This is a genomic window from Pseudomonas sp. BIOMIG1BAC (assembly GCF_001705995.2).
GTDB classification, from domain to species: Bacteria; Pseudomonadota; Gammaproteobacteria; order Pseudomonadales; family Pseudomonadaceae; genus Aquipseudomonas; species Aquipseudomonas sessilinigenes.
Genome location: NZ_CP049045.1, coordinates 3,705,969 through 3,726,248 on the forward strand (window position 1 = coordinate 3,705,969; position 20,280 = coordinate 3,726,248).

The 20,280-nt window shown below is 66.5% G+C and carries 16 protein-coding genes and 1 pseudogene; 4 read left to right on the forward strand and 13 right to left on the reverse strand.

Annotated elements, in window-relative coordinates; translation table 11 throughout:
• Positions 1-4 precede the first annotated feature (4 nt).
• The 6 genes from narI to ATY02_RS17190 form a co-directional block, all read right to left on the reverse strand.
• Entirely contained in the window at positions 5-685 is a 681-nt protein-coding gene (gene narI, locus ATY02_RS17165) for a respiratory nitrate reductase subunit gamma (protein WP_068583307.1), read from the reverse strand.
• A complete protein-coding gene (gene narJ, locus ATY02_RS17170) occupies positions 678-1,433 on the reverse strand; it encodes a nitrate reductase molybdenum cofactor assembly chaperone (protein ID WP_068583304.1) in 756 nt (251 codons plus the stop codon). The genes narI and narJ overlap by 8 nt, the downstream gene beginning before the upstream one ends.
• A gap of 2 nt (positions 1,434-1,435) precedes the next feature.
• Positions 1,436-2,974, reverse strand: a complete 1,539-nt coding sequence (gene narH / locus ATY02_RS17175; protein WP_068583302.1) for a nitrate reductase subunit beta — start codon at positions 2,972-2,974, stop codon at positions 1,436-1,438.
• 11 nt (positions 2,975-2,985) lie between these two features.
• A complete protein-coding gene (locus ATY02_RS17180; protein ID WP_068583297.1) occupies positions 2,986-6,753 on the reverse strand; it encodes a nitrate reductase subunit alpha in 3,768 nt (1,255 codons plus the stop codon).
• A 70-nt stretch (positions 6,754-6,823) separates the two neighbouring features.
• Complete coding sequence (locus ATY02_RS17185) at positions 6,824-8,221, reverse strand: NarK family nitrate/nitrite MFS transporter (RefSeq protein ID WP_053129315.1); 1,398 nt, start codon at positions 8,219-8,221, stop codon at positions 6,824-6,826.
• On the reverse strand, positions 8,208-9,503 hold the full coding sequence (locus ATY02_RS17190; protein WP_068583296.1) for an MFS transporter: 1,296 nt from the start codon (positions 9,501-9,503) through the stop codon (positions 8,208-8,210). The genes ATY02_RS17185 and ATY02_RS17190 overlap by 14 nt, the downstream gene beginning before the upstream one ends.
• Positions 9,504-9,817: 314 nt before the next feature.
• On the opposite strand from ATY02_RS17190, the gene ATY02_RS17195 reads away from it, so the two are divergent.
• The 3 genes from ATY02_RS17195 to ATY02_RS17205 all read left to right on the forward strand — a co-directional run bounded on the left by ATY02_RS17195 (position 9,818) and on the right by ATY02_RS17205 (position 13,011).
• Positions 9,818-11,608, forward strand: coding sequence for a HAMP domain-containing protein (locus ATY02_RS17195; RefSeq protein ID WP_068583293.1), 1,791 nt, complete (start codon positions 9,818-9,820; stop codon positions 11,606-11,608).
• Complete coding sequence (narL, locus tag ATY02_RS17200) at positions 11,605-12,252, forward strand: two-component system response regulator NarL (RefSeq protein WP_068583290.1); 648 nt, start codon at positions 11,605-11,607, stop codon at positions 12,250-12,252. Before ATY02_RS17195 ends, narL begins: the two co-directional genes overlap by 4 nt.
• A gap of 81 nt (positions 12,253-12,333) precedes the next feature.
• Positions 12,334-13,011, forward strand: a complete 678-nt coding sequence (locus ATY02_RS17205; protein WP_068583287.1) for a Crp/Fnr family transcriptional regulator — start codon at positions 12,334-12,336, stop codon at positions 13,009-13,011.
• Here ATY02_RS17205 and ubiT read toward each other — a convergent pair.
• The 7 genes from ubiT to norR form a co-directional block, all read right to left on the reverse strand.
• Positions 12,999-13,481, reverse strand: coding sequence for a ubiquinone anaerobic biosynthesis accessory factor UbiT (gene ubiT, locus ATY02_RS17210; RefSeq protein WP_416220685.1), 483 nt, complete (start codon positions 13,479-13,481; stop codon positions 12,999-13,001). The two genes, ATY02_RS17205 and ubiT, sit on opposite strands and share 13 nt — an antisense overlap.
• 5 nt (positions 13,482-13,486) lie before the next feature.
• Positions 13,487-14,377, reverse strand: coding sequence for a U32 family peptidase (locus ATY02_RS17215; RefSeq protein WP_068583282.1), 891 nt, complete (start codon positions 14,375-14,377; stop codon positions 13,487-13,489).
• 10 nt (positions 14,378-14,387) lie between these two features.
• The gene (gene ubiU / locus ATY02_RS17220; RefSeq protein ID WP_068583279.1) at positions 14,388-15,383 is read right to left on the reverse strand and encodes a ubiquinone anaerobic biosynthesis protein UbiU; all 996 of its coding nucleotides are present in this window, start codon (positions 15,381-15,383) and stop codon (positions 14,388-14,390) included.
• 132 nt (positions 15,384-15,515) lie between these two features.
• Entirely contained in the window at positions 15,516-16,751 is a 1,236-nt protein-coding gene (gene glp / locus ATY02_RS17225; RefSeq protein WP_068583276.1) for a gephyrin-like molybdotransferase Glp, read from the reverse strand.
• Positions 16,748-17,302, reverse strand: a complete 555-nt coding sequence (moaB, locus tag ATY02_RS17230; RefSeq protein WP_068583454.1) for a molybdenum cofactor biosynthesis protein B — start codon at positions 17,300-17,302, stop codon at positions 16,748-16,750. The genes glp and moaB overlap by 4 nt, the downstream gene beginning before the upstream one ends.
• A 102-nt stretch (positions 17,303-17,404) precedes the next feature.
• Positions 17,405-18,052, reverse strand: a complete 648-nt coding sequence (gene pdxH / locus ATY02_RS17235) for a pyridoxamine 5'-phosphate oxidase (protein WP_068588580.1) — start codon at positions 18,050-18,052, stop codon at positions 17,405-17,407.
• Positions 18,053-18,133: 81 nt separating this feature from the next.
• Complete coding sequence (gene norR / locus ATY02_RS17240; RefSeq protein ID WP_068588582.1) at positions 18,134-19,654, reverse strand: nitric oxide reductase transcriptional regulator NorR; 1,521 nt, start codon at positions 19,652-19,654, stop codon at positions 18,134-18,136.
• A gap of 178 nt (positions 19,655-19,832) precedes the next feature.
• Between norR and ATY02_RS17245 the strand changes: the two are divergent.
• Positions 19,833-20,267: pseudogene (locus ATY02_RS17245) on the forward strand (hemerythrin domain-containing protein); the annotation flags it as partial.
• Positions 20,268-20,280 lie beyond the last annotated feature (13 nt).

Consider the following 20,280-nt stretch of genomic DNA (forward strand, 5'->3'; position numbering starts at 1 on the left):
CTCCTCAGGCTTTCTGCCGCACGATTTGATAACGCCGGCCCAGGTACCACACCGGGGCACTGACGATGTGCACCAGGCGGGTAAAGGGAAACAGCACGAACAGGCTCAGACCCAGCAGCACATGCAGCTTGTACACCAGGGCCACCGGGGCGATGGCCGCCGCCGCATCCACCGGCCGCAACAGCACGGTGTACTGCGCCCAGTCGGCGAGCATCACCATCACCGAACCGTCCATGTGCCCGGTGGAGGCGACGATGGTCAGCAAGCCCAGCAGCAACTGGGCCAGCAGCACCAGCAGGATCAGGATGTCCGAAGTGCTGGAAGTCGCCCGCACCCGAGGGTCGGTCAGGCGCCGCTTGATCAGCAGTACCAGGCCCAGCAGGCACAGGAGGCCGAAAAATCCACCGGAGACCATGGCCAGCAGTTGCTTGTGCTCGGTGCTGATCACGTGGTGATAGACCGAGGCCGGGGTCAGCAAGCCGACGAAATGCCCGGCCAGGACGAACAGCACGCCGATGTGAAACAGGTTGCTCGCCAGCCGCATGCCACGGCTGGAGAGCATCTGGCTGGAGCCGGCCTTCCAGGTGTACTGGGACAGGTCGAACCGCGCCCAGCTGCCCAGCAGGCAGATCGCCAGGGCCACATAGGGATACACCCCGAACAACAACAGGTTCCACTTAGACATTACCCACCTCCCCGGCCGGCTTGCGGGCCAGCCCTTGATCCTGAAAATCCACCCAGTGCAGCGGCACCGCGCTTTCCTCCCGGGGCTTGCCCGGCGCACTGGCCTGTCCGGCGCAACGGTCCTGCTGCTGGGCCTGGAGGAAGTCCACCGCCTCCTCCTCCCAGATCTTGTCCAGGGCCTCCAGGGAATCGTCGCGCTGCTCCGCCGCCACCTGCTCACGCACATCGGCCACGGCCTGGTGCGGCTCGGCCCCGGCGATCTGCAACAAGGCGCGGAAGCAGCCGGCATAGAAGCTCTCACGCTCCTCCAGGCGGGCGGCGAGCAGCGCCAGCAGGTGCGCGACATCGGCCAGGCCCTCGCGCGCCTCCAGCTCATCGCGAGTCGACAGGTACTCCAGGTACAGCGGGATGTAGTCCGGCAGCTCCTTGACGCCCAGGGCGAAACCCGCCGCCTCGTACTGGGCCAGCAAGTCGACCATGGCCTGGCCGCGATCGCGGGACTCGCCGTGCACATGCTCGAACAGCAGCAGCGACAGTGACCGCCCCCGGCCGAACAGCGCCCCGTAGTGCTCCTGGCGGTCCATCAGGTCGTTGTTGCAGATCAGCTCCAGCAGCTCGAACAGCGCCCCGCGCTGGCGCGGGCTGATCTCCCGGGCCTGGATGATCGCCTGCTCCAGTTCATCTCGGCCGGCGACCAGTTCCTGGGTCGGGTAGTCCAGCAGCAGTGAAATCACCTTGAGAATGCGCATGGTCAGTCCTCCCACAGTTGGACGGTCTTGATGATGTCGCGGCGGTTGGCCTTCTTCGCGCCGAACAGGTTGGTGTCGGAACTGCCGCTGCAGCCGCTGCCGAAGCTGAAGCCGCAGCCCGAGCGCTCGGCGAAGGCGTCGCTCATGGCCTCTTCGCGATGGGCGCTGGGCACCACGTAGCGATCTTCATAGTTGGCGATGGCCAGGTAGCGGTACATCTCCTCGACCTGGGCCACGCTCAGGCCGACGTCGGCCAGGACTTGCAGGTCCGGTGTGCCGTCCACCTGTTCCGAGCGCTTGTAGGCACGCATCGCCAGCAGGCGCTTGAGTGCGCGCCGCACCGGTTGCTCGTCACCGGCGGTCAGCAGGTTGGCCAGGTAGCGCAGCGGAATGCGCAGGCTGTCGACATCCGGGATCACCCCGCTCATGCCCACGGTGCCGGCCGCCGCGGCGTTCTGGATCGGCGACAGCGGCGGCACGTACCAGACCATCGGCAAGGTCCGGTATTCCGGGTGCAGTGGCAGCGCCAGTTGCCAGTCCACGGCCATCTTGTACACCGGCGAGCGCTGCGCGGCGTCGATCACCGACTGCGGCACGCCATCGGCCAGGGCCTGGCGGATCACCGCCGGATCGTGGGGGTCGAGGAAGATCTCCAGCTGCTTCTGGTACAGGTCCTGCTCGTCGGCGGTACTGGCCACCTCGCTGATGCGGTCGGCGTCGTAGAGCAGCACGCCGAGGTAGCGAATGCGCCCGACGCAGGTCTCGGCGCACACGGTGGGCATGCCGGCCTCGATCCGTGGGTAGCAGAAGATGCACTTCTCGGACTTGCCGCTCTTCCAGTTGAAATAGATCTTCTTGTACGGGCAGCCGCTGATGCACATGCGCCAGCCACGGCACTTCTCCTGGTCGATCAGGACGATGCCGTCTTCCTCGCGCTTGTAGATCGCCCCGCTCGGGCAGGACGCCGCGCAGGCCGGGTTCAGGCAGTGCTCGCACAGGCGCGGCAGGTACATCATGAAGGTGTTTTCGTACTCACCGTAGATGTCCGCCTGGATCTGGTCGAAGTTGCGATCCTTGCGGCGCTTGGCGAACTCGCTGCCCAGGATCTCCTCCCAGTTGGGTCCCCACTCGATCTTCTCCATGCGCTTGCCCGACACCACCGAGCGTGGTCGCGCGGTGGGCTGGTGGTTGCCCGAAGGCGCGGTGTGCAGGTGCTGGTAGTCGAAGTCGAACGGCTCGTAGTAGTCGTCCAGGCCTGGCAGCTCGGGGTTGGCGAAGATATTGGCCAACACCCGGAACTTGCCGCCGATGCGCGGGTTGATCGAGCCATTGGCGTTGCGCACCCAACCGCCCTTCCACTTGTCCTGGTTCTCCCACTCCTTGGGGTAGCCGATCCCGGGCTTGGTCTCGACGTTGTTGAACCAGGCGTATTCCATGCCCTCGCGGCTGGTCCAGACGTTCTTGCAGGTGACCGAGCAGGTGTGGCAGCCAATGCATTTGTCCAGGTTCAGGACCATGCCGATTTGCGAACGGATCTTCATGACTGCATTCCTCATTCCATCTCGGTGGGCAACGGCTGTGGCAGCTCGTCGCCACGGGAACCGTCGAGCCAGTCGACCTCGGCCATCTTGCGCACCACGACGAACTCGTCGCGGTTGCAACCGACCGTGCCGTAATAGTTGAAACCGTAGGCCTGCTGGGCATAGCCGCCGATCATGTGGGTGGGCTTGAGCACCACCCGGGTCACCGAGTTGTGGTGGCCGCCACGGGTGCCGGTGGTCTCGGAACCGGGCACGTTCACGATCCGTTCCTGGGCGTGGTACATCATCACCATGCCCTCCTTGACCCGCTGGCTGACCACCGCCCGGGCGGTCGCCGCGCCGTTGGCGTTGAAGCACTCGATCCAGTCGTTGTCCTGGATGCCGGCGCGCTTGGCGTCGATCTCCGAGAGCCAGACGATCGGCCCGCCACGGCTCAGGGTGAGCATCAGCAGGTTGTCGCTGTAGGTGCTGTGGATCCCCCACTTCTGGTGCGGGGTGATCCAGTTGAGGACGATCTCCGGGTTGCCGTTGGCGCGCTTGCCCTTCACCGCTTCGATGGTCCGGGTGTCCACCGGTGGCCGGTAGTTCATCAACTGCTCGCCGAAGGCCTGCATCCACGGGTGGTCCTGGTAGAACTGCTGGCGCCCGGTGATGGTGCGCCACGGGATGTTCTCGTGGACGTTGGTGTAGCCGGCGTTGTAGCTCACGTGGTCGTCTTCCAGGCCGGACCAGGTCGGACTGGAGATGATCTTGCGCGGCTGGGCCTGGATATCGCGGAAGCGGATCGCCTCATGGGCCTTGGATTGCGCCAGGTGGCTGTGGTCGATACCGGTAAACCGCGACAGGGCTTCCCAGGCCTTGAGCGCCACGCGGCCGTTGGTTTCCGGGGCCAGGGACAGCACCACTTCGGCGGCGTCGATGGCGGTGTCGATCTTCGGCCGGCCCTGGCTGATGCCCGCCTCCTGCTCGCGGTAGTTCAACTCGCCCAGCAGTTGGACTTCCTCCTCGGTGTTCCAGTTGATGCCCTTGCCGCCGTTGCCGAGCTTTTCCAGCAACGGGCCCAGGGAGGTGAACTGCTTGTAGATGTTCGGGTAGTTGCGCTCCACCACTTGCAGGTTCGGCGCGTTCTTGCCCGGCTGCGGCGCCACTCCGGCGCTCTTCCAGTCGCTGCCGCCGAAGGGTTGGGCCAGCTCGCCGACGCTGTCATGCAGCAGAGGCACGGTGACCAGGTCCTGCTCGACCCCCAGGTGCCCTTCGCTCATCTCGGAGAAGGCCTTGGCGATGCTCTTGTAGATCTCCCAGTCGGTGCGCGATTCCCAGGCCGGGTCGATGGCCGCCGACAGCGGGTGGATGAAGGGGTGCATGTCCGAGGTGTTCATGTCGTCCTTCTCGTACCAGGTCGCGGTCGGCAGGACGATGTCGGAATACACGCAGGTCGAGGACATGCGGAAATCCAGGGTGGTGACCAGGTCCAGCTTGCCGGTCGGGCCCTGCTCGACCCATTCGGCTTCCTGCGGCTTGCAGTCGCCGGACTGGCCGATGTCCTCGTTCATCACGCCGTTGCGGGTGCCCAGCAGGTACTTGAGCATGTACTCGTGGCCCTTGCCGGAAGACCCCAGCAGGTTCGAGCGCCAGATGAACATGTTGCGCGGGAAATTGGCCGGATCGTCCGGCTGCTCGCAGGCGAAGCGCAGGCTGCCGTCCTGCCAGGCCTTGACCACGTAGTCCTTGGGCGCCATGCCGGCCGCGGCGGCGTCACGGCAGATGTGCAGCGGGTTGCTGCTGAACTGCGGCGAGCTGGGCAGCCAGCCGGCGCGCTCGGCGCGGATGTTGTAGTCCAGGGCGTGCTCGGGGAACTGGCTCTTGTCGGCCAGGGGCGAGAGCACGTCGTGCATGTTCATCTTCTCGTGGCGCCACTGCGAGCTGTGGGCATAGAAGAAACTGGTGCCGTTCATCTGCCGGGGTGGCCGGCTCCAGTCCAGGCCGAAGGTCAGGGGCAGCCAGCCGCACTGCGGGCGCAGTTTCTCCTGGCCGACGTAGTGGGCCCAGCCGCCACCGGTCTGGCCGATGCAGCCGCAGAGCATGAGCATGTTGATCAGCCCGCGGTAGCTCATGTCCATGTGGTACCAGTGGTTGAGCGCCGCGCCGAGGATGATCATCGAGCGGCCACGGGTCTTGTCGGCGTTGTCGGCGAACTCCCGGGCGATCTGAATCGCCTTCTCGCGGCTGACGCCGGTGATCTGCTCCTGCCAGGCCGGGGTCCCGGGTACGTTGGCATCGTCGTAGTCGCGAGCGACGTTGGCGCCGCCCAGGCCGCGGTCGATGGCCAGGTTGGCCGCCGACAGGTCGAACACCGTGGCCACCTTGACCTGGCTGCCGTCGGCCAGGGTCAGACTGCGCACCGGCACCCGGCGAAACTGCACGGCATCGCCCGCCACATGCTCGAAGTGCTCGTGGCCGGCACCGGCGAAGTACGGGAACGCCACCTCGGCGACGTCGCCGCCGATCAGGCTCAGGCGCAGGTCGATCTCGCGCCCGGCGCCGCCCTCGCGGGGCAGGATATTCCACTTGCCCTGCTCGCCCCAGCGATAGCCGATCGAGCCTTGGGGCGAGACCAGCTGGTCATCGGCATCCAGGGCAATGGTCTTCCACTCGGGGTTGTTGTCCTGGCCCAGGTTGTCGGCCAGGTCCGAGGCGCGCAGGAAGCGGTCCGGCTGGTAGCCGGCGCCCGGCGCGGTGCCGAGCATCGGCTTGAGCAGCACCAGCACCGGCAGGTCGGTGTAGCGCTTGGCGTATTCAGTGAAATAGGCGCTGGGCCGCTCCAGGTGGAATTCCTTGAAGATCACATGGTTGAAGGCCTGGGCCAGGGCCGCGTCGGTGCCCTGCTTGGGGTTGAGCCACAGGTCGGTGAGCTTGGCCACCTCCGAATAGTCCGGGGTGATGGCCACGGTCTTGGTGCCCTTGTAGCGCACCTCGGTGAAGAAATGCGCATCGGGGGTACGGGTCTGCGGGACGTTGGAACCCCAGGCGATGATGTAGTTGGAGTTGTACCAGTCGGCCGACTCCGGCACGTCGGTCTGCTCGCCCCAGACCATCGGCGAGGCGGGAGGCAGGTCGCAGTACCAGTCGTAGAAGCTCAGGCAGGTGCCGCCGATCAGCGACAGGTAACGGGCGCCGGCGGCGTAGCTGATCATCGACATGGCCGGGATCGGCGAGAACCCCACCACCCGGTCCGGGCCGTACTGCTTCACGGTGTAGACGTTGGCGGCGGCGATGATCTGGGTCACCTCGTCCCAGCTGGAACGGATGAAGCCACCCATGCCGCGCTTGCTCTTGTAGGAGTCGGCCTTGGCCCGGTCCTCGACGATGCTGGCCCGGGCCTCCACGGGTGGCAGGGTCTGGCGCGCCTCGCGCCACAGCTTGAGCAGCGCCTTGCGTACCTTGGGGTACTTCAGGCGGTTGGCACTGTAGATGTACCAGCTGTAGCTGGCGCCCCGGGGGCAACCACGGGGCTCGTGGTTGGGCAGGTCGGTGCGGGTGCGCGGGTAGTCGGTCTGCTGGGTTTCCCAGGTGATCAGGCCGTTCTTCACGTAGATCTTCCACGAACACGATCCGGTGCAGTTCACCCCGTGGGTGGAGCGCACGATCTTGTCGTACTGCCAGCGCGAACGGTAGACGTTCTCCCAGTCGCGCGATTCCTTGCGAGTTTCCCCGTGACCGGCGGAAAACTCGCCTTGCTTGCGGTTGAAAAACCGCAGTTGATCCAGCAAGTGACTCATGATGCTGTCCTCTCAGGCGTGCTGCGGGGTTCTGCGCCCCGACTCGGCAAAGGTTGGATACGGGGGCATGTCAGCAAGGGGTCTGGGCGCCCTTGCGGGCGTACCACCACCAGGTCACGACGATGCAGCTCAGGTAGAACACCACGAACATGTAGAAGGCCAGCGCCGGGCTGCCGGTCAGGCTCATCGAGGTGCCGAAGGTCTTGGGAATGAAGAAGGCGCCGAAGGCCCCCATGGCCGAACTGAAGCCCAGCACCGCGGCCGACTCCTTGCCGGCGTCCTTGAGGGCCTGCTCGCGGGCGGCGCTGCCCTTGCCGCTGGCGGCGCGCTCATGCAGGGTGCGAAAGATCACCGGGATCATGCGAAAGGTCGAACCGTTGCCGATGCCGGTGGTGATGAACAGCAGCATGAACAGGCCGAGGAAGCCGTAGAAGTTGCCGCTCTCCCCCGGCTGCGGGATGAACGCCAGCACGCCGAAGACCATCAGGATCATCAGCACGAAGTTCCACAGGGTCACCCGCGCGCCGCCCAGCTTGTCCGCCAGCCAGCCACCCAGTGGCCGGACCAGGGCGCCCACCAGCGGGCCGAGGAAGGCGAACGTCAGGGCGTTGACCTGGGGAAAGGCCGTCTTGATCAGCAGCGGGAATGCCGCCGAGAAGCCGATGAACGAGCCGAAGGTGGCCAGGTACAACCAGCACATCAGCCAGTTGTGCTTGCGCTTGAAGATCACCGCCTGCTCGCTGAACGAGGCCCTGGCGCTGGACAGGTCGTTCATGCCGAACCAGGCCGCCAGGGTCACCAGCAGGATGAACGGCACCCAGATGAAACCGGCGTTCTGCAACCACAACCGGCCACCGTCGGCCAGCACCTGGGGTTGGCCGCCCAGCACCCCGAACAGGCCGAAGGTGATCACCAGCGGTACGCAGAACTGCATCACCGACACCCCGAGGTTGCCCAGCCCGGCGTTCAAGCCCAGGGCCGTGCCCTGCTGCGACTTGGGGTAGAAGAAGCTGATGTTGGCCATGCTCGAGGCGAAGTTGCCACCGCCAAAACCGCACAGCAGCGCGATCATCACGAACACGCTGTAGGGCGTGGCCGGGTCCTGCACGGCAAAGCCCATCCACAGCGACGGCGCCAGCAGCGAGGCGGTGCTCAGGGCGGTCCAGCGCCGGCCGCCGAAGATCGGCACCATGAACGAGTAGAACACTCGCAGCGCCGCCCCCGAGAGTCCCGGCAGGGCCGCCAGCCAGAACAGCTGGTCGGTACTGAAGCTGAAGCCGATGGCATTGAGGCGCACGATCACCGTGCTCCAGACCATCCACACGGCGAAGGCCAGCAACAGCGCGGGAATCGAGATCCACAGGTTGCGGGTGGCCGTGCGCTTGCCGCTCTGGCCCCAGAAGGCCGGGTCCTCCGGGCGCCAGTCGTGGATCACCGGGCCAGTGCCGGGCGTATTAAGAACCGACATGTTCTTCTCCTTGGGAAATGCTCGAAAACGGTGCCTGGATGGCGGATGGGTGCTTGCCCAGTAGCGGGCGCCGACGGATCTCGCTGAGGTACATCCAGATCAGCGACACCCAGACCACGCCGTACATCAACATGAAGCAGGAAGAGCGCACGCCGGTGAGGTCCACCAGGGCGCCGAACAGGATCGGCAGGATGAAGCCGCCCAGGCCACCGGCCAGGCCGACGATGCCGGACACCGCGCCCATGTTCTGCGGGTAGTCGTTGGCGATGTACTTGAAGACCGAGGCCTTGCCGAAGGCGAAGGCGATGCCCATGACGAACAGCAGCACGGTGAACAGCGCAGGGTTCAGACCGATATGCAAGTCCAGCGGGCCGTTGACGGTCTGCACCTGCAACTGGGTCTGCGGGTAGGACAGCAGGAACAGGCAGATCCAGCTCACCCACAGCACCCACCAGGTCACGCTCTGGGCGCCCCAGCGGTCCGACATCCAGCCGCCGACGGCGCGCAGCACCCCGCCCGGCAGGGAGAAGCAGGCAGCCAGCAGCGCGGCGCTCTGCAGGCTGAAGCCGTACTCCTGCACGTAGTACTTGGTCATCCACAGGGCCAGGGCCACATACCCGCCGAAGACGATCGAGTAGTACTGGCAGTAGCGCCACACGGCAGGCTCGGCCAGGGCCTTGAGCTGTTCGCCCAGGCCGACCGTGGACACCCGGCGATGGGCCTTGTTGTCGGCGCTGAAGAACCAGAACAGCAGCGCGGTGAGGAACAGGATGGCGCTGAACACCTTGGGTACCAGTTGCCAGCTACCGGCGGCGATCAGCGCCGGGGCGAGGAACTTGGTGACGGCCGAACCGGCATTGCCCGCACCGAAGATGCCCATGGCCAGGCCCTGGTTGTCCTGGTCGAACCACTTGGCGACATAGGCGATGCCCACCGAGAACGAGCCCCCGGCCAAGCCGACGAACAAGCCCAGCACCAGGAACTGCCAGTAGGCGGTGGCGTGGCTGACCAGGTACAGCGGCAGCACGCAGGCCAGCATCAGCAGGCAGAACACGCTGCGTCCGCCGAAGCGGTCGGTGAGCATGCCCAGCGGCAGGCGCACCAGGGAACCGGTCAGCACCGGGGTGGCGGTCAGCAGGCCGAACTGGGTTTCGTTGAGCTGCAACAGCTCCTTGATCGGCACGCCGAGCACGGCAAACATCATCCAGACCATGAAGCAGACGGTGAAGGCCAGGGTGCTCATGCCCAGCACCAGGCCTTGGCGTAATCGTGGTTGAGTCATCTTGGAGTCTCCAGCCATTGATCCATGGCTGCAGACTAGGGAGGCCAACCCCGATAAAACTTGACACCGATCAAGGAAGCCCAGGCGCCTGCATGTCTATGCTTGCGCCGCCTACCTCCAAGGAGGTAGCGCCGAAAAACCTCTGAACCCTTTGTTTATCAGGGCCTTGCCAGTTTCCCCAGGAGCTGCGCGAGGCAACCTTGGGTGAGCAACTCTTTAGAGGTAGAGCGCCAGGGACCGGCTGCGAAACAACCTTTTGCCATCCCGGAGCGCTACATGCCCCCTTCTCACCTGCCCGCTTTCGGTGATCACCGATGATCGCCTGGTTGCGCAGTTCGCTGCCGGCCCGCGCCGGCCTGGCGGTGATCCTGATCAGCGTGCTGGCCCTGGCCAGCTCTCTGAGCGCCGGCCTGATCGCCTGGTTCAGCCAGGGCGACGCAGCGGCGATCAATACCGCAGGCTCGGTGCGCATGGAGACCTACCACCTGAGCTGGAAACTGGCCGCCGGCGCCGGGGCCGACGAGCTCGAGCGCATCAGCCAGAGCCTGCAGCAACGCCTCAACAGCCCGGCGCTCAAGACCGTGCTGGAGGACGGCAACGACCTCGACCTGCAGCTCAGCTACCGGCAGTTGCAGGACGACTGGCAGCAGATCCTGCAACCGGCGCTGCAACGCGGCGATGCCAGGCTGTTCCAGGCCAGCACCCAGCCCTTCGTCGAGCGGCTCAACCAGTTCGTCAGCCTGTTGCAGCACGAGAACGAGCACAAGCAAGGCTGGCAACAACTGATCCAGGGCGCGGCCTTGTTCACCACCATGATCGTCCTGCTGTTCGGCCTGTATGAACTGCAATCCAACGTGATCAGTCCGCTCAAGGAACTGGTGGACGCCACCCAGCGCTTTCGCTGCGGCGATTTCCGGGCCCGGGTCAACCACCAGTCCGAGGACGAGCTGGGCCAGCTGGCCACCAGTTTCAACGCCATGGCCGAGACCATCGAGCAGTCCCATCGCACCCTGGAAACCCAGGTCCGGCAGAAGACCCTGCACCTGCAACAAGCCAACGCCGCGCTGGAGCTGCTGTACCAGAGCAGTCGCAACCTGGCCACCCGCCAGGCCAACGCCGAAGGCCTGGACGAGCTGATCCGGCGCTTCCAGGAGCGCCTGCCGGGCCTGCGCCTGTCGTTGTGCCTGCAAGGCCAGGCCCAGGCCAAGCAACTGCTGGCCCTGCATGGCAGCGACAACCGGCAGATCTGCGCCAGCAGCGACTGCGCCAGCTGCCGCCAGCGCAGCGACAGCCTGGCCTTCGACATCAGCCACCAGGGCGGTGCCTTCGGTGAACTCAAGGCGCACTTTCACAACGGCCTGGAACCCCAGCCCTGGGAAATCGAACTGATCCAGGCCCTGGCCAACCTGATCGGCACCTCGCTGCAGCTCAAGCGCCAGCGCGAGCAGGATCACCGCCTGGTGCTGCTGGAGGAACGCGCGATCATCGCCCGCGAACTGCACGACTCCCTGGCCCAGGCGCTGTCCTACATGAAGCTGCAGGTCAGCCGCATGCAGACCCTGATGCGCCGGGGCGAGCCGGTGGCGACCCTGGAGAACGTCACCAGCGAGCTGCGTGAAGGCCTGAACACCGCCTACCGCCAACTGCGCGAGTTGCTGACCACCTTCCGCCTGCGGATCCAGGACGCCGGGCTGGTGCAGGAACTCAAGGACACTGCCGGTGAGTTTTCCCGCCGGGGTGAGTTCCAGGTCCACCTGCATATCGACAGCCTGGCCTTCGAGCTGTCGGCCAGCGAACAGATCCACATCCTGCAGATCACCCGCGAGGCCCTGTCCAACTGCCTGCGCCATGCCCACGCGCAAAACGCCTGGCTGCAACTGCGCCAGCACGGCGAGCGGCTGTGCCTGTCGATCGAGGACGATGGCCGCGGCTTCAGCGGGAGCCACGACCTGCGCGAGCACCACGGTTTGAACATCATGGACGAGCGGGCCCGCAGCCTGCGCGGCCAATTACAGATTTTTTCCCGGGAGCCCCAGGGCACCCTGGTCAAGATGGAGTTTCGCCCGGAATTTCTCGGGCGCCTGACAGAAGGTAAACCCTCATGAACCCCTCCCCGCGCCACCGCATCCTGCTGGTGGACGACCATCCGATGATGCGTCGCGGCATCCGCCAGATGCTCGAACTCGAAGACGACTTCATCATCGTCGGCGAAGCCAACCACGGTGCCGAGGCCCTGGCCCTGCTGGACTCGCTGCAACCGGACCTGATCCTGCTGGACAACAACATGCCGCAGATGAACGGCCTGGAAACCCTGCGCCACCTGCGCGCGCAGGATTTTGCCGGCAAGGTCCTGCTGTTCACCGTATCCGATGCCGAGGACGACATTCGCGATGCCCTGCGCCTGGACGCCGATGGCTACCTGCTCAAGGACATGGAACCGGAGCTGCTGATCCAGTACATCCGCGACGCCATGGACGGCGTCCTGGTGATCAGCCCGGGGCTGACCCGGGTCATGGCCCAGGCCCTGCGCTCGCCACCACGGCAGAACGAGGTCGAGCTCACCGAGCGCGAGCGCCAGGTCCTGCGCAGCATCGCCAGCGGCTACAGCAACAAGGTCATCGGCCACAAGCTGGGCATCACCGAGGGCACGGTCAAGGTGCATGTGAAGAACCTGCTGCACAAGCTGGGCCTGCGCTCGCAGGTCGAAGCCGCCGTGTGGGCCATGGAGCACCTGCGCCAGGTCTCCTGACTGCTCCCTTGGAGGTAGGCCGGTGGAGGCATGGGCCGCCGGCGTCCGTCGCCCTACCATGGGCGGCAGCGGAGGTACGCCATGCTCAATCACCCATCCACCGTCCTGCTGTTGCGTCGCCACTACCTGTTCGCCAAGCTGCCGGGCCAGGTCTTCGAGGACGTCTGCGCCCTGGCCACCCTCAAGCGCCTGGCCTGCCACGACATCCTGGTGCGCCAGGGCGAACCGGCCAAGCGCTTCTTCCTGCTGGTCAGCGGCCAGATCAAGCTGTACCGGCTCAACGTCGAGGGCCAGGAACACCTGGTGGAAATCATCCAGCCGGGCCAGACCTTCGCCGAGGCCTTGCAGTTCAGCCAGGCCCACAGCTTTCCGGTGAGCGCCGGTGCCCTCAAGGATTGCGTGCTGGTGAGCATCGACGGCGCGCACTATCGCCACGCCCTGCAGGACCAGCCGCAGGTGTGCCTGGCAGTCATGGCCAGCATGAGCCAGCACCTGCACCAGCGCCTGCGGGACATCGACACCCTGATCCTGCCCAATGCCAGCCGCCGGGTGATCAACTTCCTGCTCCAGGAATGCAACACCGGCGATGGCCGGGTCGAGTTGCAGGTTTCCAAGCGCCTGGTGGCCTCCAAGCTCGGCATCCAGCCGGAGACCTTCTCGCGGACCCTGCACCGGCTGGTGGACGAGGGCTTGATCAGCATGCAAAGACGCAGCATCCAGATCCTCGCCCTCGACCGCCTGGCCGACTACCCCGGCTGAGCGCCGGGCCCAGCGGTGCCGGCCAAGCCCTGGCCGGCCCGTTCCAGGTTGCGCCACAACCACCCCGGCAATACCTGCGGGTCAAGGCTGTCGATCAGGTTCTTCAGGGTCAGGCCCAGCTCGGTATCGCCCTCGATCACCAGGCGCCGGCGGAAGAACAAGGTATCCGGGTCTTCCTGGCGGCTGGCCAGCAGCAGGAACTCGCGCCAGTTGCCGCGGATGCTGACGTCGGCCCGGGCTCGCTGGGCGATGTGCAGGCCACCGCGCTGGCGCGTCAGGTACCAGGTCAGGTCCAGGTCGCTGATGCGCAGGCACAACCAGCGCCCGCGCAACAGGTCGAACTCGCCATCGGCCAGGGGCTCGGCCAGGCAGCGGTTGAGCGCCTGCTCCAGGGCCAGGCGCTGGAGGCCGAACGGCACCCGGCGCACCAGCGGCAACATCCGGTCAGCGCTCTTGAGCAGCCATTGCATAGGTTTCAGCACAGTCCCGCCTCCTCGACCCGCAGCATGCCCGCCTGGCCATGCCAGTAACCATTGCAGCCGTCCACGCACAGCGGTGGCGCCTCGCCCTGGCAGACCCGGGCGAAGGCCTCCACCACCTGGACCATGCCTTCTGCCCGGGGGCTCAGGCGCAACAGGTCGGCGCCACAGGCCACCAGCCCCGGATAATCGGCCAGCAGGTTGGTGACCTCGGCCGACATGGTCTGGATGCCATTGAGGGTGAACAGCGCCTGGCCTTCCTGGCTGCTCAGGGCCAGGCCGTCGGGGTAGTTGATGCAGCAGAACTGGCAGTCGTCCTTGGGGCGGTTTTCCGCACGGGCGGTGAAGCAACGCGCCGAGTAGGCCAGTGGCAGGTGGCCGTAGGCGAACACCTCGACCTCAGGCAAGGCCCGGCCCAGCCCGGCAACTTGCTCGAGCACGGCGCGCACCAGGGCCGCGGAGCATTCCACCGGTGGCACCCAGCGGATCATCCCGCAGTCCTGCAGCTTGGCCAGGGCATGGCCGTTGTACAGGTTCAGCGCCGGGCCGGCCACGAACGGCAGTTGGCGCTCGGCCAGGAACTGCACCGCGCCCATGTCGTTGGCCTCCACCAGGAACTGGCCGTTGTCACACAGCCGGCGCAGGCTCGACAGCTCGGAGGCGGCCTCGATCAGGGTCAGGCCCGACAGCACGATCTGCGCCGCACCGGCCTGCTGCAGCTCGCGGCCCAGGCCCAGCCACTGGTCCAGGTTGAGCACCCGGCGCTTGGAGCACACGGTTTCCCCCAGGTAGATCACATCCAGCGCCAGGCTGGCCATCTGTTCGTAGAATCGCGCCAAGCGCTCCTTGTCCCAGTAGTAGAGGACGGGTCCCAGGCTGAGCTTCATCGGTAATCCCTCATTGCCATGAACGGTGGTAGGCGCCCAGGGTGGTCTGGCTGCCTTCGGAAAGCCCGGCCAGCACATGCCGCCACTGGTCCTTGACCGCGAAACGCTCGGGCGCCAGGCGATGGGCATCCAGCGCCGCGCGCCAGACCCGGGTGACCTGCTCGACATAGGCCGGGCTGCGCTGGCGCCCTTCGATCTTCACCGCCTGCACGCCGATCGCCGCCAACTCCGGCAGCAGGTCGAGGGTGTCGAGGCTAGTGGGCTCCTCCAGGGCATGGAAGCGCTTGCCGCCGACCATGAACCGCCCCTTGCACAGGGTCGGGTAGCCGGCCGGCTCGTCGTGCCCATAGCGGTCGATCAGCACTTCGCTCAGGCGGGCGCTCAAGCCCTCGGCATCCTCGCTCCAGCGCACCGCCTTGGCCGGCGAGCAGACCCCGCACAGGTTCGGCGACTCGCCCGTGATGTAGGACGACAGGTGGCAACGGCCCTCGGCCATGATGCACAGGCTGCCGAAGGCGAACACCTCGATGGGCACGGCGCTGTTGACCGCCACCTGGCGCACCTGGGCCAGGGACAGCACCCGGGGCAACACGGCGCGACGGATGTTGTAGTGCTGGGAGTAGAACGCCAGGGCACTGGCGTTGGTGGCCGAGCCTTGCACCGACAGGTGCAGGCTCAGGTGCGGATGGCGCTCGGTGGCATAGCCCAGGACCCCGGGATCGGCGGCGATCAAGGCATCCACGCCATGGTCGGCGGCGCGGTCCACCGCCCGTTGCCAGCGCTCCCAGCCCTGGGGTTGGGGGTAGGTGTTGACCGCCACATAGAGCTGGCGCTGGTGTTGGCGGATATGGGCGACGGCGGCGTCGAACTGCTTGTCGTCCATGTTCAGCCCAGCGAAGCTGCGGGCATTGGTGTCATCGCGAAAACCGACGTAGACCGCGTCAGCGCCTTGGCGCACCGCGGCCTTGAGGGCAGGCAGGTTGCCTGCCGGGCAGACCAGTTGCATGGGCATTCCTCTTCAAAGAACCTGCTCCACCCACCTTTCGTGCAGACCGCCAGCAGGCCCGGAGCACTGGAAAAAAAGCGCTGCCAGTCTAGCCAGCGCACCCGCCAGGACCTTGACGATAATCAAGAGCGCTCACTGCATCAGCTCGGCGAACGAGAGGAATTGCACCGGGTCGTCCTGGCGCAGTTGTTGCTGGCACTCCACCAGCGCCAGGCCATCGGCCCAGCAGGCGGCGCTGAGCATCGCCGAACTCTGCTGGGGATGCAGTTGCACGCGGCACTGGCCGTTATCCCCCGGCACCAGCCGGGCGCGCAGGTACTGGCGCCGGCGATTGGCTTGCGGCCAGTCGAAGCCGGCCGGCAACGCCACCGGTTGCGGCACGACATCGCGCAGGCCCTGGCTGCGCAGCAGGAACGGACGCAACACCACCAGCGCGGTGATCAACGCCGCCGCCGGATTACCCGGCAGGCCGAGCCAGGGCTTGTCCGCCACGGTGCCAAAGGCCAGGGGCTTGCCCGGCTGGATGGCCAGGCGCCAGAAGTCCACCTGGCCCAGTTCGCGGATCGCCTGCTTGAGGTGATCCTCCTCGCCCACCGAGACCCCACCGGAGCTGAGCAACAGGTCGCATTCCTGGGCGGCCAGGTGCAGGGTCTGCTTGCTGGCCTGCAGTTCATCGGCCATCGCGCCGTAGTCGTGGACCTCGACGCCCCACCCCTGCAGCAGCGCCGACAGGCAATAGCGGTTGCTGTTGTAGATCTGCCCCGGCGCCAGGGGCTGGCCGGGTTCGCGCAGCTCGTCGCCACTGCTCAGCAGGCCGACCCGCAGCGGCCGGTAGACCTCGACCCAACTGACCCCGCAAGCCGCCAGCAGGCCCAGCTCCTGGGCCCGCAGACGCTTGCCGGCGGGCAACAGCAGATGCCCTTCACGGACCTCTTCGCCGGCCTTGCGCACGTGCTGGCCAACGCTGACCGCCGGCAACCACAGTTGCTGGCCTTCGACCCGGCACAGCTCCTGGGGCACCACCGTATCGGCGCCCGGTGGCAGCGGCGCGCCGGTGAAGATCCGCACCGCTTGCCCGGCCAGCAACGCCGTGGTCGCCGCCTGGCCCGCAGCGACCCGCCCGGTCAGGACCAGGCAGCCACCCGCGGCCGGCAGGTCGGCAGCGCGCAAGGCATAGCCGTCCATGGCGCTGTTGTCCCAGCCCGGCAAGGCACGGGGGGCATGGACATCGGTTCCGAGGACCCGGCCCAGGGCCTGTTCCAGGGCCAGGCAATGCAGTTGCGGCGGGCGTGGCGCGCGTTCGAGCAAATGGCCGATGGCCAGGTCCACCGGCAGCAGCGTGCCGCTGTCGCAAGGCCCGACGCTCATGGTCGTACCTCGCAAGCGGCGATGGCCGCGCCGGGTTGCGGCTTCAGATGCGGGGCGAAGTTGCACGGGCCGGTGCGGCTGTCCAGCTGGTTGTGCAGGATCTGCGTCCAGGCGGTGCGGCAGGCCCCGGGCGAGCCCGGTACGCAGCACACCAGTACGCCATTGCTCATCCCGGCCAGGGCGCGGGATTGCAGGGTCGACATACCGATCTCCGCCAGGGAGACCTGGCGGAACACTTCGCCGAAACCTTCCACGTGCTTGTCCAGTAGCGGTAGCACCGCCTGGGGCGTGTTGTCCCGGGCAGTGAAGCCGGTGCCGCCGGTGGTCAGCACCACCTGCACCGCAGGGTCGGCGATCCAGCGCGAGAGCGTGGCGCGGATCTGGTAGATATCGTCCCGGACCAGCTCGCGGTCCACCAGCGCATGGCCGGCGGCCTGCAACAGGTCCACAAGGGTCTGTCCGGAGCTGTCGGTCTCGAAGGTGCGGGTATCGCTGATGGTCAGCACGGCGATGTTCAAGGGTACAAAAGTGCGTTGCGACAAATGGGCCATGGCCTGGGTGTCCTGTAGCTGGGGAATCGGCTTTGGGCCCAAGCCTGGACCCAAAGCCCCGGCGGGCCCATCCCTCCTTGGAGGTACCTCCGGGGGTGCGGCTCAGGGCGCCAGGCGTTGGCGCCGCCACTGGCCGCCCTGGCGCCGATAGTCGAGACGGTCGTGCAGGCGGTCGGCCCGCCCTTGCCAGAACTCCAGGCGCTCGGGTTGCAGGCAATAGCCACCCCAGTGCGCAGGCCGGTGCAGGGGTTTTTCAACGAAGCGGCGGATGGTCTGGGCCAGCAGCGCCTGCAGTTCATCGCGATCGGCCAGCGGCCGGCTCTGGGGCGAGGCCCAGGCGCCTAGGCGGCTGGCCAGGGGCCGGGAATCGAAATAGGCGTCGGACAGCTCATCCGCCAGGCGCACTACCGGGCCCTCGATCCGCACCTGGCGCTCCAGGGCCGGCCAGAAGAAGGTCATGGCGGCCTGGGGGTTGGCCGCCAGCTCCAGGCCCTTGGCACTCTGGTAATTGCCGAAGAAGGTGAACCCCTCAGCGCTCACCCCCTTGAGCAGTAACACCCGGCCATGGGGCCGGCCCTGGCTGTCCACGGTGGCCAGGTGCATGCTGTTGGCCTCCACGGGGGCGCTCTCGGTTTCCCGCGCCTGCTCCAGCCACTGGCCGAACAGCAGCAGCGGATCGTCCGGCGCCCGCTCTTCGTGCAGGCCACCTAGGGTGTAGTTACGGCGCATCTGGGCAAGGGACAGCGGCATTTCGGTGATCTCCTGGTAAGTGCTGCGCAGTCTGTAAGCAGCGCCACTTACGCACCTTGACCGCCATCAACGCCGCTGGCGCTACTTGAGCCGCAAGCGCCTGGCCAGCTTGTGCAGGTTGCTCGGGTCCACCGCTAGCAGCCGCGCCGCAGCGGCCCAGTTATCCCCGCTCAGGCGCAAGGCCTGGACGATGCACTGGCGCTGGCAGGCATCCACCGCATCCCCCAGGGAGGTCAAAGGCAAGCCCGGATCCGCCGGCTGCTCGGGCACCGGTGGCGCTGCCGGGGTGCTGTCCAGGTCCAGGGCCTCGGGCTCCAGGGTGATGATCAGGCTGCGGCTGCCGTCGCGGCTGAGCTGCTTGAGCGCAGCCCGGCCGATCACGTGTTCCAACTCGCGCACGTTGCCCGGCCAGCGGTAGCCCAGCAGCGCCCGCTCGGCCGCCGCCGACAGGCGCAGCCCGCGCAAGCCCAGGCGGGTGCGGTTGAGTTCGAGAAAGTGCCCGGCGATCAGCAGGACATCCTGGCCACGCTCACGCAGCGGCGGGATCGGTACCGGGTACACCGACAAGCGGTGATAGAGGTCGGCGCGAAACAGGCCATCGCGGATGCTGTCGGGCAGGTGTCGGTTGGTGGCGGCGATGATGCGCACATTGACGTGCAGCGGCTTGTCCGCCCCCAGCCGCTGGATCTCGCCGTTCTGCAAGGTACGCAGCAGCTTGGCCTGGACGCTCAGGGGCAGCTCGCCCACCTCGTCGAGGAACAGCGTGCCGCCGTTGGCCGCATCGAAGCGCCCGGCGCGATCGCTGGTGGCACCGGAGAACGCCCCTTTGACATGGCCGAACAGCTCGCTCTCGGCCAGGGATTCGGGCAAGGCCGCGCAGTTGACCTGCACCAGAGGCTTGTGGCTGCGCCGTGACAGGCGATGCAGGCGCCGGGCGAACAGCTCCTTGCCGACCCCGGTCTCGCCCAGCAGCAACACCGGCAGCTCGGAGTCGGCCAGCACGTCCAGTTCGTTGAGCAACTGGTGCAACACATCGCTCTGGCCGAGGATCTCGCCCTCCTCCAGGGGCCGCCGCACATCCACAGGTTCGCTGCGGGACAAGCGCAGGCTGCGGTTCTCCTGCTCCAGGCGGGTGACGCGCACGGCCGCCTCGATCTGCAAGGTGCAGCGCTTGAGCTCGTCCCGGGCGTCATCGTCAAAGGTGCCGGCCTGCAAGGCATCGAGGGTGATCGCGCCCCAGATCCGGCCTTCGATGTACAGGCTCACGCCCATGCAGTCGTGCACGGCCAAGGGTTCGCTGACGGCAGTATCGAGCAGGCCGTCGTAAGGGTCCGGCAAGCGGCTGTCGGGCTCGAACCAGGTCGGCTCGCGCGAGGCCATGATCGCCGCCAGCCGCGGGTGCTGGGCAATCACGAAGCGCCGCCCGAGGGCCTCGTGCACCAGGCCGACGGTGGCCAGCGGCCGCAGGCTGTCGTCCTCCAGGCGCAACAGGCCGACCGCACCGCAACGAAAGTATTCGCGCAGGGTCTGCACCAGTCGTTGCAACCGCACGGCATTGGGCAACTCGACGATCAGGTCGGCGGCCAGGCTTTCTCGCAACATGGTGGTCCTCACCCTCTATGGTCATATCTACCCAGGGAAATCGCGGTGGATTTCACCATAGTCCAGGAAACGGCCATTGATTCCGGGCAATCAAAGCTGGCATGGGCGATGCAATCACCAGGCAAGACCCACCCCCCCCAGGAATCCCCTGATGAACCAGACACTGTCCCAAAACGAACTTATCGAGCACATCCTGTCGCGTTTTCACGACCGCCACCGCGAGCAACTGCCGGAACTGATCCGCCTGGCCCGCCGGGTGGAACAGGTGCATGCCGGCGACAGCCACTGCCCCGAAGGCCTGGCCGATCACTTGCAGGACATGCAACAGGAACTGGAAAGCCACATGCTCAAGGAGGAACAGGTGCTGTTCCCGATGCTGCAACGGGGCATGGGCCGCCAGGCCGGTGCGCCGATCCACGTGATGCGCCTGGAGCACGACCAGCACGGCGAAGCCCTGGAACGGTTGATGCAACTGACGGGGCAGATCACCACCCCAGAGGCCGCCTGCAACACCTGGCGCACCCTGTACAGCGGCCTGCAGGAGTTTCGCGACGACCTGCTGGAGCACATCCAGCTGGAAAACGACGTGCTGTTCACCCAGGCCCTGCAATAACCCGCACCCCTCC

Excerpts from the sequence above, each read along its gene's own strand:
- ubiT (WP_416220685.1), bottom strand. The coding sequence starts at position 13,481 with ATGCAATGGCTGCTCAAGAGCGCTGACCGGATGTTGCCGCTGGTGCGC.
- pdxH (WP_068588580.1), bottom strand. The coding sequence starts at position 18,052 with ATGCCGCTGTCCCTTGCCCAGATGCGCCGTAACTACACCCTAGGTGGC.
- moaB (WP_068583454.1), bottom strand. The coding sequence starts at position 17,302 with ATGGCCCATTTGTCGCAACGCACTTTTGTACCCTTGAACATCGCCGTG.
- narL (WP_068583290.1), top strand. The coding sequence starts at position 11,605 with ATGAACCCCTCCCCGCGCCACCGCATCCTGCTGGTGGACGACCATCCG.
- narJ (WP_068583304.1), bottom strand. The coding sequence starts at position 1,433 with ATGCGCATTCTCAAGGTGATTTCACTGCTGCTGGACTACCCGACCCAG.
- narI (WP_068583307.1), bottom strand. The coding sequence starts at position 685 with ATGTCTAAGTGGAACCTGTTGTTGTTCGGGGTGTATCCCTATGTGGCC.
- ATY02_RS17215 (WP_068583282.1), bottom strand. The coding sequence starts at position 14,377 with ATGAAGCTCAGCCTGGGACCCGTCCTCTACTACTGGGACAAGGAGCGC.
- norR (WP_068588582.1), bottom strand. The coding sequence starts at position 19,654 with ATGTTGCGAGAAAGCCTGGCCGCCGACCTGATCGTCGAGTTGCCCAAT.
- ATY02_RS17190 (WP_068583296.1), bottom strand. The coding sequence starts at position 9,503 with ATGACTCAACCACGATTACGCCAAGGCCTGGTGCTGGGCATGAGCACC.
- ATY02_RS17205 (WP_068583287.1), top strand. The coding sequence starts at position 12,334 with ATGCTCAATCACCCATCCACCGTCCTGCTGTTGCGTCGCCACTACCTG.
- ATY02_RS17195 (WP_068583293.1), top strand. The coding sequence starts at position 9,818 with ATGATCGCCTGGTTGCGCAGTTCGCTGCCGGCCCGCGCCGGCCTGGCG.
- ATY02_RS17185 (WP_053129315.1), bottom strand. The coding sequence starts at position 8,221 with ATGTCGGTTCTTAATACGCCCGGCACTGGCCCGGTGATCCACGACTGG.
- ATY02_RS17180 (WP_068583297.1), bottom strand. The coding sequence starts at position 6,753 with ATGAGTCACTTGCTGGATCAACTGCGGTTTTTCAACCGCAAGCAAGGC.
- ubiU (WP_068583279.1), bottom strand. The coding sequence starts at position 15,383 with ATGCAACTGGTCTGCCCGGCAGGCAACCTGCCTGCCCTCAAGGCCGCG.
- narH (WP_068583302.1), bottom strand. The coding sequence starts at position 2,974 with ATGAAGATCCGTTCGCAAATCGGCATGGTCCTGAACCTGGACAAATGC.
- glp (WP_068583276.1), bottom strand. The coding sequence starts at position 16,751 with ATGAGCGTCGGGCCTTGCGACAGCGGCACGCTGCTGCCGGTGGACCTG.